We start from the raw sequence: 14,375 nt of genomic DNA, 5'->3' as shown, positions 1-14,375 counted from the left end.
ACCTGATCGTCAGAACCGATCCTCCAGACTCAGAAAGTAACTAATCATGTCCGCAGAAGTTCTCGAAACCCGCGAAGTCCTCCTCTCCAGCTCCGGCGTCACGGCCGAAGACGTGATCGCCGTAGCCCGTCACGATGCGAAGGTGACCATCAGCCCTGATGCCCTGGACACCGTAGCCAGGGTGCGGGAGCACATCGACAAGCTCGCGCACTCCGATGTTCCGGCCTATGGCATCTCCACCGGCTTCGGAGCCTTGGCGAACCGGCACATTCCGATGGATATGCGCACCCAGCTGCAGAAATCGCTGATCCGCTCGCACGCGGCCGGAATGGGCCCGGCTGTGGAACGCGAAGTGGTCCGGGCGCTGATGTTCCTGCGCGCCAAAACGCTGGCGTCCGGGCGTACCGGTGTCCGTCCGGTCGTAGTGCAGACCATGGTGGATGTGCTCAATGCGGGCATCACGCCGCTGGTCCGCGAGTTCGGTTCACTCGGCTGCTCCGGAGACCTCGCACCGCTCTCGCACTGTGCACTGGTGCTGATGGGCGAGGGCGAGGCGACCGGCCCCGACGGCACGGTCTTTGGTCCCTCGGGCCGGCCGGTCGCCGAACTGCTCGCGGAGGCGGGGATTGAACCGGTGGTGCTGGCGGAAAAGGAAGGCCTGGCGCTGATCAACGGTACTGACGGCATGCTCGGAATGCTGCTGATGGCCATTGCGGATCTGCGTGAACTGCTGGCGACGGCGGACATCACCGCCGCGCTGTCCGTCGAAGGCCTGCTGGGGACGGATCAGGTGTTCCTGCCCGAACTGCACGGTGCCTTGCGGCCGCACCCGGGCCAGGCGGCCAGTGCGGATAACATGCTGCGTGTCCTTTCCGGCTCCGCCATCGTGGCCTCGCACCGCGTCGGGGACAGCCGGGTCCAGGACGCCTATTCCCTGCGCTGCGCTCCGCAGGTCGCCGGAGCCGCACGGGACACCGTGGACTACGCCTATTTGGTGGCGACCCGGGAGCTCGCGGCCACCATCGACAACCCCGTGGTGCTGCCGGACGGCCGGGTCAGCTCCAACGGTAACTTCCATGGCGCTCCGGTAGCCTACGTACTGGACTTCCTGGCCATCGTTGCCGCCGACGTTGCCTCCATCGCCGAGCGCCGCACGGATCGAATGCTGGACCCTGCGCGCTCGCAGGGCCTGCCCGCCTTCCTTGCGGGGGATCCGGGGGTCGACTCCGGCTTGATGATTGCCCAGTACACGCAGGCCGGCCTGGTCTCGGACAGCAAACGGCTGGCCGTGCCCGCTTCGGTCGATTCGATTCCGAGCTCGGCGATGCAGGAAGATCACGTTTCCATGGGCTGGCATGCGGCACGCAAGCTGCGTCAATCGGTGCAGAACCTGCGCCGCGTCCTTGCCGTTGAGCTGGTGGCCGCGGCCCGTGCCATCGACATGCGCGCTCCGCTGCAGCCCGGCCCGGCCGGTGCCGCCGTCCTGGCCGTCCTTCGTCAGAGCGTCAGTGGGCCCGGCGCAGACAGGTTCCTCTCTCCGGAGCTGCAGGAAGCCGACCGTCTGGTCGGCAGTGGTGCCATCCGTGCGGCCGCGGAATCCGCCGTCGGCGCGCTCAACTAAGGCCGCAGCTTTCGGCCCGGAGCACGGTATTGACCAGCCGCGCCGCCAGCTTGGCGGTGCGGTGGTCGATATCGAACTCCGGATTAAGCTCAGCTACGTCGGCGTGAAAGAGTTTGCCGCTCGCCGCGACCTGCCGGCAGATGGCGGCGATGACCGGAAGCGGAACGCCATAGGCCGCCGGGGCGCTGACGCCGGGGGCCAGCGATGCCTCAAACACATCCAGATCGATGGTCAGATGCAGCACGTCGATACGCTCCAGAAAAGAGGCGACAAACTCCCGGGCCCGTTCCAGCGAGCAGTCCTCATCGAGCAGATATTTCACGTCCAGCTGGTCCGCGGTGCGGAAAAGTGCGCGGGTGTTGTTCGGTTCGCTGATACCGACGACGGCGTAGTTAAGGCTGCGCCCCGCCTCGGCTTCGGCGTTGGCCATCTGTAGGAACACAGTCCCGGAACTGGGGACCGGGGCATCGCGTAAATCGAAATGGGCATCCAGATTAAGCACTCCCCACCGGGCACCTTCGCGTACCCGCCGGGAGTTTACGACGCCGAGGTAACTGGCGTACGCGATCTCGTGGCCGCCGCCGAGCACTACCGTCAGCGCGCCGCCGTCGAGCATAGCCGTCAGCGCTGCGCCCGCCCGTAGCTGGCCGGCCAGCAGGCCGGCGCCGGAGACCAGGACATCGCCGGCGTCGTAGAGCGTCCGTTCGCCGTGCCAGGCCAGCGAGCCCAGTGCGGCCCGGATTTCCGCCGGTGCCGCCGAAGCGCCGACTCGGCCCTGATTGCGGCGGACCCCCTCGTCCGAGCAAAAGCCCAGCAGCACGGCGGGCCGCGTACCCCCGGCGGGCAGGGCTGCACCGAGTGCGGTTTCTCCGCCCAGCGCCGTGACGGCCTGCCACCATCGGCGGTGCTCGGCGCCGTCGCCGTCGTTACGCCCGCTCCAGGGCTGCGCGGGAATGTCAATGGTCAGCGGTGCGAGGTCCATCCTTCTACCTCACCCCATCGGGTGCGGCGACGCCAGCACCAAACGGCGAGACCAGTCCGGAATCCCGGATCGTTCCCGCGGGCTCTCCGATGCCTACTTGACCCCGAACAGCTGCTCGATCGGACCGATGCCGAAGAAGATCACGAAGGCCGCCGCCACCACCCACATCAGCGGATGAATTTCCCTGGCGCGGCCCTGGAAGGTGCGGATCAGGACGAACGCAATGAACCCGGCACCCAGGCCGTTGGCGATCGAGTAGGTAAAGGGCATCAGGATGAAGGTCAGGAAGGCCGGGAGTGCGATGCCCCAGTCCTTCCAGTCGATCTTGCCCACCTGGGAGACCATCATGAAGCCGACGACGACGAGGGCCGGGGCGACGGCCTCGAACGGAACGAGCCGGACCAGCGGGGTGACGAACATGGCGATCAGCAGCAGCACTCCCGTGACGATGCTGGCCAATCCGGTGCGCGCGCCTTCGGCGATGCCGGCACCGGACTCGACATAAATCTGGTGGGAGGACGTGGATGCGCCGCCGCCGGCGACCGCACCAAACGCGTCCACCATCAGCACGCGGTCCAGATTGGGGATGGTGCCGTCTTTTTCGATGCTGCCCGCTTCTCCGGCCAGGCCAACCACGGTGCCCATGGCGTCGAAGAAGATGCTCAGCAGAATCACGAAGGCCAGCAGCACCGCGGCCAGTGAGCCCAGATGGGCGAAGGAACCGAAGAGATCGAATTTCCCCACCAGGGACAGGTCCGGAAGGTTCCAGTCGGTGAGCTTGGGAGCAACCAGGGACCAGCCCTGCGGATTAGCCGGCTTGCCGGGTGCCACGGCGGGGCCGATGTGCAACGTGAGTTCGAGGATGTTGGCCAGCACAGTCGAGGCAATGATGCCGATCAGAATAGCCCCCTTGACCTTTCGGACCAGCAGCGCAATTGTCAGCACTAGCCCAAAGACAAAGACCAGGGTGGGCCAGCCGATCAGCTTGCCGTCAAAGCCAAGTCCTACCGGCACCGTCGTGCCCGCGGCGTCCGGAACGCGGCGAACGAATCCGGCATTGACCAGCCCGATCAACGCGATGAACATGCCGATCCCGACGACGATGGCTATTTTCAGGCCTTCCGGTACCGCTTTGAAGACAGCGGTCCGGAAGCCGGTCACCACCAGAATGAACATGGTGATACCGGAGAGCATCACCAAGCCCATCATGTCCGGCCAGGTCAGGCCCGGGTGTGTGGCCACGGTGACGGCGACAAAGGCATTCACGCCCAAACCCGTGGCCAGGGCGAACGGATGCTTGGCCCAGGCCCCCATGAGAATTGTCAGCACACCGGCCACGAACGCCGTCGCCGCGGCGACGCGTTCGATTCCGAGGGCATCACCGGAGGAATCTGCCGCGGAAAGAATCAGCGGATTCAGCACCACAATGTAGCTCATCGCGAAGAAGGTGGCGAAACCACCGCGGATTTCACGGGAGATGTTGGATCCACGAGCCGTGATGTGGAAATAACGGTCAAGAGCGGAGTCTTGAGACGCCATGGAATGCCCTCCAGCACTAAGCAAAAATATCTGACTCTTCACAATAGTGCTTATGGCGGGTATTCTGCCTCCCGCACTGTTTTTTACGCCGGTCCCGGCAGGACTGACCGGGACGTTCGTCCCGGATGGAACGTGGGCCCGAACCGGCACGTTGGCGTAGCGTTAGGGGAAAATCCCCCGCTAACGGAGAGCTTGGTCATGACCGGAATTACACAATCGCCCATCGTTGGCGCGCGCCCAAGGCGCGCATCGCCCACCGTTGCCGCGAGCCCAAGGGGCGGCATCGTGAGCGCGGTGCTCGCCGTCGTCGTTCTCCTCATCGGATTGTTCGGTTCTGCCAGCGCAGCCTCCGCCCACGACACGGTGGAATCCACCAGCCCGGTGGATGGCTCGACGGTGACGACAGCTCCGGAGCAGATCACTGTGACTTTAAACAACACCCCGGGGGCTCTGGGCTCCGCCATTTCCGTTAAAGACAGCGCCGGCACCGAATGGGCGCAAGGCCCCGTGGCGGTGCTTGACAGGACCGTGACAGAGCAGCTGAAGCCCGGCGCACCGGCGGGGAAATTCACCGTCCTGTGGCGGATAGCGTCCTCGGACAGTCATCCGATTGAAGGAACCTTCACCTTCACGGCCACGGCCGCCGCGGGAGGCGGGGGTGCCGGGGGTGCCTCAGCGGGAACACAGGTGCCGATCGTACCGCCCACAGACTCCGCGACGCCGGCAGCCGTTCCCGCAGTTTCCTCGGCTGACGGTATTCCTTGGGCCGTGATCGTGATGATTGTGGTGCTGGTGGCACTGGTGGCCGGGCTGGCGATAACGGCCAAGCGCCGGCTCAATAAAACGGATTAGGACAGAGCGGGAAGGGCGGAGGGGATGTTGCGCGTGGAAATTGCCTGGCTGACTACTTTTGCCTGATGCAGAATCTCCCGAGTGGTTGGCGCGACCAGATCGCCCGCGCCGACCCAGAATAGCCCGAGGGCACGCATGGCACTGAGAACGTCCCGGCCGATCTTAATGCCCAGCGAGATCAAAATCCGGCGCAGCTGGTTCTGCGCGCAGCGGGTCAGCACAATGTTATCTGCCAACAGAATTCCATCAGCGGTATGGATAATCCACTTCGGTTGTCGGCCCGATGCGCCTGCTGCCCGGCTGAGCTGGACGGCACGGGTTGAGTCGCGTACGTCCAGGTGATGTCTGCTTGCGTAATGGCGCAGCAGCCGCAGGATATCGCCGCGCTCGCTGAGTGTGCCAGGATCCGTCAGCTCCGTGCGGCGTCCCGGGACAGCGCCGCAGAGGAAGTCCAGGCCGTCGACCACAATCGCGTCGATGCCGTGCCTGCTGAGTTCGGTGGCAACAGCCAGACCCGAAAATCCAGAACCGATCACCACTGTGCTGGTTGATTCTCCGGCAGGACCTGCGGGCGCACTCGTCATCGGGTACTTCCTCCTTCAACGGCGTTCAGGACAAGGCATTAAGCAGAAGGCATTAAGCACAAGCCAGCAAGCACAAGCCAGCAAGCACCGAGGATATTCAGCACTAGGACACAGTGCCCTTTTCAGCCGCTGCAGGGGCTGCAGTATTCCGGCGCGGACGCTCCTGAGCCAGAGAATCTGCGTCCGCAGCGTGGCTGGGTGTAGAAAGAAAAGCGTCGAACGAATCCGCACTTTCTCGAACACTACAGAAGTTTTGGAATTCTGGATAGCGCCCGGCCGGAAGTGCTGGAGGTGGGCATGCCGCGTGCCTTGCCGTCGTCGTTGTAGGTCGGCACTGGAGCGCCAACTTGACGCGCACTGCCTAACCGGCAATAGTCGCATTTAGGGGGGCCTGACTCGCGCCTGTGCAGTCGACGGGGCACCTCCGGAACCGCAAAGGAGCAATGTCGTGGACGAATCGATGGGCAGTAACGAGGCGGGGAACCAGGCTCGTGCAGTTCCCGCGCCCACTGGCATAGTCGTAGGGCTGGACGGCTCGGAGCAGGGCAATTGCGCGCTGGTGTGGGCCGCCCGGGAGGCACAGCGTCGGGGGCGCCCGCTGCATTTGGTGACGGCCTACACGGTGCCGATTTTTGCCGCGTCCGGGCTGGACGGCGGATATGCAACGGTTGACGACGACGTCATCCGGCAGGGCGCGGAGGCTGTCCTGCAGCAGGCGGCCGCCAAAGTGGCGGACTACAACATTGAAATGGATGCCCGGGTGGAAAACGGCGACCCGGCTGGTGTTCTGCGGGACATGTCCGAAACTGCGGAGCTGCTGGTCTTCGGCTCGCGCGGCAAGGGCGGCTTTCTGGGGCGGCTGCTGGGGTCCGTCAGCAGCGCCCTGCCGGCGCACTCAAAGTGCCCCACCGTGACCGTTCCGTGGAGCTGCGGTGAGCGCCTCGGCGAGCCGTCCGGGCCGGCCTCGGCGCGGCGGAACACGCAGGAGAAGGTAGAAGTGCGCAATGTGGTGTCCGTTGGCGTGGACGGTTCCGACCGTGCGCGGCTGGCCGTATTGAAGGCTGCCGAGCAGGCCCAGCTCGCCGGCCGTACTCTGCGGGTGATCTGTGCGGTGCCGCCGTACACCGGATCGCTGGCCTGGGTGCCGACGCCGCTGGACCGGGAATCGCTGTTCAAGGATATTCAGGAGCAGTTGGCAGCCGGCAAGCGCTGGCTGCAGAGCCATTTCCCCGGACTGCCGATCGAAACGGAGCTCATCGAAGGCCCGCCGGTAGAGGTCCTGATCGAGTCCACCCAGTCCTCGGAGCTGCTGGTCCTGGGAACGCGTGGGCGCGGCGGCTTCGCCGGCATGCTCTTGGGCTCAACGACGGACGGGGTACTCCATCACGCCAAGGGACCCGTCATGGTGGTCCAAGATAAGGCTGGAGATCCCAGGCTCGCCGACCGCGCGGACTTCGGCCCCGTCTTCCAAGGCTGAACCCAAAACCTCAACCCCTACCTCAATACCCGGTGAGTGGGTACGTCTGCCCCTTGGCAGGTGCCATTAGTGTGCAGATGTCCACACTCACCGGGTAGTGAAGGTCGGTTAGTAGCGGGCGGCGTACGGATAGAGGGACATTCCGGACATCCAGGACAGCTCGGTGACTTGGATTCCCTGTGTGGGGCTGAGTGCCTGCACTACCTTGCCGCCGCCAATGTAGATCGCGATATGGCCGAAGTTGCCGCTGCCGGCGGGGTATTCATCGAACACCAGGAGATCGCCGTACTGCATTTGGCTCAGTGGGACCCGGACTGGGGCATTCCAGAACTGCGGGGTGCCGGTCCTGGCAACATTGATGCCTACCGAGGCGAAGGCTCGGTGAACCAATCCGGAACAGTCGAAGACGTTCGGCCCGTCGCCGCCGTAGACGTAGGGTTTGCCAATTTGATTCATCGCGAAATTGACCATGCCCGCAATGCCATTGCCCGTCGGCGGTGCAGCGACCGGCGGTGCGGGGGCTGGTGCCGGCAGCGGTGCCGGCAGCGGTGCCGGGGCTGGTGCCGGCGCTGGTGCGGGTGCTGGCTGCAGTGCCGGGGCGGGGGCCGGTGCTGGCTGCGGTGCGGGTGCTGGCTGCAGTGCCGGGGCCGGTGCTGGCTGCGGTGCGGGGGCGGGGGCTGGTGCGGGGACGACGGCGGCGGGCGGCACCGGTCTGCTGGCCCCGGCATTTCCTGCACTTGAATTACCGGCGTTTGGAGTTCCGGGCGCGCCAGTTCCACTGGTCTGCGTCCCGGCAGCCGGGGCGACGGGAGCGGGCTGGCTCGAGGAGGCGGCGACTATCGCTGTCAGCTTGGCCTCGGCTTTTTGCGTCTCCAGCGCGGTGACTCTGGTGTCTTCCAGGGCCACGGTCGTATTGTGGAGGGCGGCCAACTGCTCTACGAGAGCAGTGCGTTTGTGTGCGTTGTCGGTGACCACGGTATTTTGCGCGTCGTTGGCGGCCACAGCCTTTGTCTTGGCGTCCTCGGCTGCCTTACTAGCGTCGTCGGCGGCGTTGCGTGCGGCCTCGGCCTGGTCCCTCAGCGAACTCGCGGTGGACGCTGTGACCTCAGCGCTCTGGAAAGTCTTACTGCGGTTCTCGCCCAACACCATCAGCGTGGACGCCTGATACAGCGAATCCGCCGAGGCGGCACCACTGAGCATGGATTGCACGCTCGGCGTCATCCCGCCGTTCTTGTAGAGGTCCCCCGCCAGTTGGCCCACCTGCACCTTGGCCTTGGCAGACGCCTGGCCGGCTGCCTCGGCCCTGGCCTGGGCGGCATCGGCTGCCGCGTGCTTGTCCTGGGAGATCACCAACGCGCTGGTGTAGTCGTCGTTGGCGCGCATCGATGTGGTGACAGTGCCCTCGAGAGTCCTGGTGGCGTCGTCGAGGACGGAGTCAATCTTGTCCGCTTCGGTCTTCGTCGCTGCCTCGTTGCCCTTCGCCGCTGCGATGTCGTCGGCGGAAGGAGTCTGCGGACCGGCAGGGAATGCGGCCGTGTAGGGAGCTGCCGGTTGCGCGGCCTGAGCCGGGGAGAAGAAGGAACCGGTGAGCAGGACGGCGGTGGCGGCAAGAGCCGTCCCGCGGGCCAACGTCCGCAGCCGGGCGTCGCTGGAATTGCGTCCAACCCGCGGATCAACGCCAGCGGAGGAACGATCCTTGGCGGACCCTTCGGACGGTGTCCGTGAGTTCCCTGTGCAACGCGGCGCCAGATTCATTCAATAACCTCACTACGGCTCGGCGCATGAATGCACAGGTCTGTAGACGTCTACAGACAAGCGATCGTCGATCGGGGAGGCTATTCCTGGATCCATCCGGCAGCCTGCGCTTCGATGGAAGCGGACTCGCCGGGCGGACAGGACGTAACCGGGCTGCATTCATACAGCAGTCCTGAGATTACGTTGCCCACGTCACTTTGGCAACATTGATCACATAAATAACATAAACAACACTGGCAACGTTTGGTCCCATTTGTGGCGGCGTGTCGTTGCCCTATATTAACGGGCGCAGCTGCGGGAGCGCTAAAGCCCGCGGTCGGGCAATCGGCCAGAGGCGTCAGCCCCAGCCCAGCGCATGCAGCCGCTTGTCATCGAGGCCAAAGTGATGCGCAATTTCGTGAACCACCGTTACGGTGATTTCGTTGATGACTTCCTCCCGCGAGAGGCAGCTGTCCTGGATTGCCTGCCGGTAGAGAGTGATCCTGTCGGGCAATGAGCCGGCAGCCCACCAGGCATCGCGTTCGGTCAGCGGCGTTCCCTCATAAAGTCCCAGCAGGGACGTCTGAGGATCTTCATTCGCCCGCGGAATGTACCGTTCCTCAATGAAGATGGCCACGTTTGTCATGGCTCGTGCCAGCTCCGGCGGGATCCGGGCCACAGCGGCATCGGCGGCGTCCTCGAATTCGGCCAGCGTGAGTTCGCATCGGTCAAAGGATGGCATGGACGCCAGGGGATTACGCGGCATTGCTCCAGCGTACGCTTGAGATGGTCCCTGCCGCCGGAGCGTATCGGATCCGGGCGTTTTGTGTATTCCCGGCCAAGGCCCTATAGTTTTCTAAGTCCACTTCGGGAGGATCGCAGGCAACTGTGAGGGTCTCGAATGTGTCCGATGCCCCCATCGTCTAGCGGCCTAGGACACCGCCCTTTCACGGCGGCGGCACGGGTTCGAATCCCGTTGGGGGTACCAAAGAGCAGCATAATCGGTCCGAAAAGACTGATACGATGTAACTCTTGTTTCATGCGAAAGCGTGGAATTGCATGGCCCTGTAGCGCAGTTGGTTAGCGCGCCGCCCTGTCACGGCGGAGGTCGCGGGTTCGAGTCCCGTCAGGGTCGCTTTGGTTTGTGGAGAAATCCGTCAAATCAGGTGACGTGAGCAGTTTGACTTCACCACGGCTCTGTAGCTCAGTTGGTAGAGCGTTCGACTGAAAATCGAAAGGTCACCGGATCGACGCCGGTCGGAGCCACCGCTGTAGGACCCGTAGTTCCCGATGCCTGGGAGCTGCGGGTCTTTTTTGCTTTAACCGGGTGGGTGCAGGCAGCCCGGGCGCGGCGTTGCCTGCATACCTCTCGGTGCATAGGGTTACGGTAAGAGCAATGGCAGCTGGACTCAGCAGAAGGGGGCGACTCGGGATGGATGGCCAAAATGTTCCGTTGATGGCTGGATCCATTCAGCCGCCAATTGCCGCGGTTAGGTCGGGGCGGACGGTGATTTCCGAATCAGCGGTTGCCAAAGTGGCCGGGCTGGCGGCGCGTACCGTCCCGGGAGTCCGTACCCTCGGCTCCGGCTCCGGGCGTTCGCTCGGTACCGCGGGCGTACATGCCGAGGTGGGCGCAACACAGACCGCGGTGGACGTCAAGTTAGTGGCCGAGTATGGTACTGAACTCCAGCAGATGGCCGACGGCGTCCGGGCTGCGGTTTATGTTGCTGTGGAAAACCTCGTGGGGCTGAGCGTCAGTGAGGTCAATGTGGAAGTCACTGACGTCCACCTTCCCGATTCCGCGCCGGAGAAGCTGCTGGGCCGTTCCCGGCACAGTGCCTTTGCGGAACGTGCCGCGGCTGCGTACCGTCCTGCCGAAAACGGGGGGCAGCTGTGAACCTAACCATCCTAGGCCTCGGAATTGGTGCGTTTCTGGCCTTTATGGCGTTTGCCTTTGGATTCTGGGGATTCGTTGGCGCCGCAGCTTTCATGGCTGCCGGGGCGCTGCTCGGGCGCGCAGCTGATGGAAAACTGGATCTGCGCAGCATCGTTGACGCCGTCACAGGAAGACGTTCATCCTCGTGACCGGCGGCACCGCCCGGCACAGGGAGTCCGGTTCCTTGACCGGTCACAACAGGATAAGCACACAGGCCCTGACCAGCGTGGCTCGAGGGGCTGCTGCGGAGATTTTCGATGTGCAGCCTGCAGACGTGCGTGTCAGCTTTGCCGACGACGGCGGCCTGCTGGCGCTGTCGCTGTCCCTGCCGCTCGGCATCCCGCCACTGGCCGCCGTCGTGCGCGATCCCGGTCGGGTCCCTGCCTACGGCGGACCCATTTGGTCCCGTGCGGTCCAGGCGAAAGCCATGATCCTTGACCGCGTGTCTGGGCTGACCGGATCCGGTTTGGGCCGAGTAAATATCAGGATTACCGGAGTCCGGGCGACGGAACGGAGCCGGGTCCGATGAAAAAGTGTGTCCGATGAGTAAGCCTATTTCCGACGAGAAGTTGATGCAGCGGGTTCTCCGGCGCGAGACCCATTCCTCCCGGGCCGCCCTGTCCGCTGTTGCGGCAGTGACTGTCACCCTGATTGCGGTGTATTGCCTACTGGAAGCTGCGCTGCGTGCCCTTGACCAGCCCCCATGGCTGGCCGATCCGCTGACCGCTGCCCAGCGGCTGGCTGACCTTCCCGAAGGTATCGAGCCGGCGTTGCTGGGCGCGTTGGGAGCTCTGCTGGCCCTGCTCGGACTAATGTTCTTTCTGACCGCAGTACTGCCCGGGAAACGGTCGCGGCACGTGATTGCCGATGACCGGATTGCCGTGGTGGCCGATGATGAGGTAATTGCTTCTGCCTTGGCCCGGTGCGCCAGGCTTGCCGCCGGGGTTACCCGGGAGCAGGTCCTGGTTATCCTTTCGCGCCGGTCGGTGACGGTCAATATTCGTCCCACCTCGGGTATCCCGGTGGATGAACCGGCAGTACTTGCCGCTGTGCAGGAGGAAGCGGATCGGATGGCGCTGGAACCGCGGCCGCAAGTACGGATCAACGTGGCCGCCGTCGGGGTGGTGGGCGTATGAACGGCACTCCGCGGGCCCTCAACCGGCTGCTCTTGGCTCTTTTGGGGCTGATCTTCCTCGGAGCGGGAGCGCTGCTGATCGCCCTCGCGTCCATCCCCCCAGTAGGGCGTTGGTGGCAGGACTGGGCCAAGCCCGCTACGGAACAGTTGAGCTCACTGACGGCGAGAACCATTGTGGCCGGGCGCAGTAGCAGCTGGATCTGGATCGTGGTAGCGCTGGTTCTGGTGGCGCTGATCATTGCCATGGTGGCGTGGATTGCGAACCAGGGCAAGGGACGCAGCAACATTCTCGCGGATGAATACGGTGACGCTGACGACGACGGCGCAGCCGGCCGCGTGATCATCAGCGCGGCCGTGGCGGAACAGGCGCTCAAATCTGCGCTCGCCGAACGTCCAGATCTGCTGGCATCGACAGTGAGCACGTACGAGGTACGCGGCCGGCCAGCCCTGCGGGTGCACGTTTACCCGCGGCAGGGAGTCTCCCCGCACAAGGTGGCCGCAGACGTGTCCGCCCTAGTGCGGGCGCTGGACCTGGTGGCCGGCCGTCAACTGCCGGTTCTCCTGCGGATTGGATCGGGAACGCGGACCAGGTTTACCAAGGCTGACCGCGTGGCGTAGGCCAGGGCCGGGAGCGGCTCCGATCCGCGGAAGCAGCCATACCGAGCTATTCGGGGCCAAGACGCCGCCGTCCGCTGCGGCGGCGCTGGCCAGCTCCACAGTGTAGCCTTCGGGCAGCGGGATCGGCTCGTCGCTCACATTCGCCAGGACCAGCAGTGATCTGTTGCGGTAGGCGAGGATCCCCTCGCTTGGCCTGTTGAGCGGACTCCAGACCAGCAGTCCGTGCCCGGCGTCGAGGCGTGCGCGCAGGGCCAGGGCCCGGCGGTAGAACTCCAGGGTGGAGCCGGGAAGTCCTTCCTGGCGGTCCACGGCATATTCCGCGAAGGCTTCAGACTGCGGCAGCCACGGAGCTTGCACTGCGTTGTTGGCCGCGGCGTCGTTGGCCGGGTCGGTGACGCCGTCAGCAGGGAAACTGTAACCGGGGCCGCCAAATCCATAGCCGGGGGCGTCGGCCCGCCAGGGTAAGGGCACCCGGCACCCGTCCCGGCCGCGTTCCGCCCCGTTGGTCCGAAAAAACGAGGGGTCTTGGCGGTCATGGGCGGCCAGAGTGGTGTGCTCGGGAAGCCCCAACTCCTCACCCTGATAGAGATAGGCGGATCCGGGCAGGCCGAGCATGATCAAGGTTGCGGCGCGGGCGCGCCTGAGTCCGAGTTCCTCGTCCGGCTGCTCGTCCTCGGAGCTAATGCCCTTGGGGAAAGTCGTGGGGTCGCTGAGCCCGAAACGGGAGGGGTGGCGGACGGTGTCATGGTTGGACAGCACCCAGGTGGCCGGTGCGCCGACCCCGGCAGCGGCGTCGAGCGATTCGTCGATCGCTTTGGCCATTCGGCGCGCGTCCCATCCAGCCAGCAGGAAGTCGAAGTTGAAGGCCTGTTGCATCTCATCCGCACGGACATACCTGGCCAGTCGCGAGGCAGGCTCGACCCAGGCTTCGGCAACCATCATTCGGTCGCCGTCGTACTCCTTGAGCACCTGGTGCCAGTCACGGTAGATCTCGTGCACGCCGTCTTGGTCCAGATACGGTGAGGGCGGATCCATCGCCGGTTTCGGCCGGTACTGCGGCGGATCGGCTGTCGGGTCATCGACGACGTTGAGCGCCTCCGGCGTCGCAGGGTGCGGAGCGTGCCCGGCGGCCTCGCTTCCTTCGACCATCGCGGCCTGCCCGGACCAGTCCGGGAGCCCCTTTTCCTTGACCAGTCCATGGGCTACATCCACGCGGAAGCCGTCCACGCCACGATCCAGCCAAAAACGCAGCACCGAGCGCATCTCCTCCTGCACCTCGGCGTTATCCCAATTCAGATCCGGCTGCTTGGTATCGAACAGGTGCAGGTACCACTGTCCGGGCAGCCCGTTTTCCCGCAGCCGGGTCCAGGCATTGCCGCCAAAAATCGACTGCCAGTTGTTGGGCGGAATCTCCCCGTGCGCACCCTTCCCGTCGCGGAAAAGGTAACGGTCCCGTGCCGGGGAACCGACCGGGGCTGCCAACGCCTCTTCGAACCAGATGTGCTCGTCGGAAGTGTGGTTCGGCACCAGATCCACAATTACCCTGATTCCCATGTCGTGAGCCTGTGCCAGAAGCGAATCAAAATCGCGCAGTTCGCCGAAGCGCGGGTCCACGGCGCGGTAGTCCGCGACGTCATAGCCGGCATCGGCCTGCGGGGAGAGGTAGAAAGGCGAAAGCCAGATCGCGTCAACCCCCAGTCGCCGCAGGTAAGGCAGCCGGGAGGTAACGCCGGGAAGGTCTCCCATTCCGTCGCCGTTGAGATCCGCAAAGGAGCGCGGGTAAATCTGATAGATAACCGCGGCGGCCCACCAGGGAGCCCCCGGAGTGGGGGCTGCCTGGACCTGCGAGTCGCTGGACTGGGGAATGGCGGAATCCATATTTGCCCTCCTGAGAACA

14 protein-coding genes and 3 tRNA genes are annotated in these 14,375 nt (G+C 64.7%); 11 read left to right on the top strand and 6 right to left on the bottom strand.

Translation table 11 applies throughout. The features are described 5' to 3' along the window. Positions 1–46 precede the first annotated feature (46 nt). A complete protein-coding gene (gene hutH / locus OS914_RS04205) occupies positions 47–1,621 on the top strand; it encodes a histidine ammonia-lyase (protein WP_267544801.1) in 1,575 nt (524 codons plus the stop codon). Here hutH and hutG read toward each other — a convergent pair. After that, positions 1,614–2,603 (bottom strand): formimidoylglutamase, encoded by a 990-nt coding sequence (gene hutG, locus OS914_RS04200; protein ID WP_267544800.1) that lies wholly within the window; start codon positions 2,601–2,603, stop codon positions 1,614–1,616. The two genes, hutH and hutG, sit on opposite strands and share 8 nt — an antisense overlap. A gap of 93 nt (positions 2,604–2,696) precedes the next feature. Then, positions 2,697–4,142 (bottom strand): NCS2 family permease, encoded by a 1,446-nt coding sequence (locus OS914_RS04195; RefSeq protein WP_267544799.1) that lies wholly within the window; start codon positions 4,140–4,142, stop codon positions 2,697–2,699. Between the two features lie 198 nt (positions 4,143–4,340). Between OS914_RS04195 and OS914_RS04190 the strand changes: the two genes are divergently transcribed. Further along, the gene (locus tag OS914_RS04190; RefSeq protein WP_267544798.1) at positions 4,341–4,994 is read left to right on the top strand and encodes a copper resistance CopC family protein; all 654 of its coding nucleotides are present in this window, start codon (positions 4,341–4,343) and stop codon (positions 4,992–4,994) included. Here OS914_RS04190 and OS914_RS04185 read toward each other — a convergent pair. Continuing rightward, a complete protein-coding gene (locus tag OS914_RS04185) occupies positions 4,991–5,578 on the bottom strand; it encodes an NAD(P)-binding protein (protein ID WP_267544797.1) in 588 nt (195 codons plus the stop codon). The genes OS914_RS04190 and OS914_RS04185 overlap by 4 nt on opposite strands. Positions 5,579–6,038: 460 nt before the next feature. Here OS914_RS04185 and OS914_RS04180 point away from each other — a divergent pair, with 460 nt between their 5' ends. Then, positions 6,039–7,055, top strand: a complete 1,017-nt coding sequence (locus OS914_RS04180; RefSeq protein WP_267544882.1) for a universal stress protein — start codon at positions 6,039–6,041, stop codon at positions 7,053–7,055. 108 nt (positions 7,056–7,163) lie between these two features. On the opposite strand, the gene OS914_RS04175 is transcribed toward OS914_RS04180, so the two are convergent. Next, positions 7,164–8,810: a C40 family peptidase gene (locus tag OS914_RS04175; RefSeq protein ID WP_267544796.1), complete on the bottom strand. Its 1,647-nt coding sequence runs from the start codon at positions 8,808–8,810 to the stop codon at positions 7,164–7,166. A gap of 337 nt (positions 8,811–9,147) precedes the next feature. Then, positions 9,148–9,555: a metallopeptidase family protein gene (locus OS914_RS04170; RefSeq protein ID WP_267544795.1), complete on the bottom strand. Its 408-nt coding sequence runs from the start codon at positions 9,553–9,555 to the stop codon at positions 9,148–9,150. A 146-nt stretch (positions 9,556–9,701) separates the two neighbouring features. On the opposite strand from OS914_RS04170, the gene OS914_RS04165 reads away from it, so the two are divergent. From OS914_RS04165 to OS914_RS04130, 8 genes are all read left to right on the top strand, one after another. Further along, a tRNA-Glu gene (locus OS914_RS04165) sits at positions 9,702–9,777 on the top strand. 73 nt (positions 9,778–9,850) lie between these two features. Then, a tRNA-Asp gene (locus OS914_RS04160) sits at positions 9,851–9,924 on the top strand. A gap of 58 nt (positions 9,925–9,982) precedes the next feature. Next, a tRNA-Phe gene (locus OS914_RS04155) sits at positions 9,983–10,055 on the top strand. Between the two features lie 190 nt (positions 10,056–10,245). Continuing rightward, a complete protein-coding gene (locus OS914_RS04150; RefSeq protein WP_267544794.1) occupies positions 10,246–10,686 on the top strand; it encodes an Asp23/Gls24 family envelope stress response protein in 441 nt (146 codons plus the stop codon). After that, on the top strand, positions 10,683–10,874 hold the full coding sequence (locus tag OS914_RS04145; protein WP_267544793.1) for a hypothetical protein: 192 nt from the start codon (positions 10,683–10,685) through the stop codon (positions 10,872–10,874). Before OS914_RS04150 ends, OS914_RS04145 begins: the two co-directional genes overlap by 4 nt. Positions 10,875–10,909: 35 nt before the next feature. Beyond that, positions 10,910–11,254: a hypothetical protein gene (locus OS914_RS04140; RefSeq protein WP_267544792.1), complete on the top strand. Its 345-nt coding sequence runs from the start codon at positions 10,910–10,912 to the stop codon at positions 11,252–11,254. A gap of 13 nt (positions 11,255–11,267) precedes the next feature. Beyond that, a complete protein-coding gene (locus OS914_RS04135; protein ID WP_267544791.1) occupies positions 11,268–11,861 on the top strand; it encodes a DUF6286 domain-containing protein in 594 nt (197 codons plus the stop codon). Then, positions 11,858–12,478: a hypothetical protein gene (locus OS914_RS04130; protein WP_267544790.1), complete on the top strand. Its 621-nt coding sequence runs from the start codon at positions 11,858–11,860 to the stop codon at positions 12,476–12,478. The genes OS914_RS04135 and OS914_RS04130 overlap by 4 nt, the downstream gene beginning before the upstream one ends. On the opposite strand, the gene OS914_RS04125 is transcribed toward OS914_RS04130, so the two are convergent. Next, positions 12,374–14,356 (bottom strand): glycoside hydrolase family 13 protein, encoded by a 1,983-nt coding sequence (locus OS914_RS04125; protein ID WP_267544789.1) that lies wholly within the window; start codon positions 14,354–14,356, stop codon positions 12,374–12,376. The genes OS914_RS04130 and OS914_RS04125 overlap by 105 nt on opposite strands. Positions 14,357–14,375 lie beyond the last annotated feature (19 nt).

This window comes from Arthrobacter endolithicus (assembly GCF_026627425.1).
In the GTDB taxonomy this organism is placed as follows: Bacteria; Actinomycetota; Actinomycetes; order Actinomycetales; family Micrococcaceae; genus Arthrobacter_M.
This window is presented reverse-complemented; position numbering and strand designations above follow the sequence as displayed.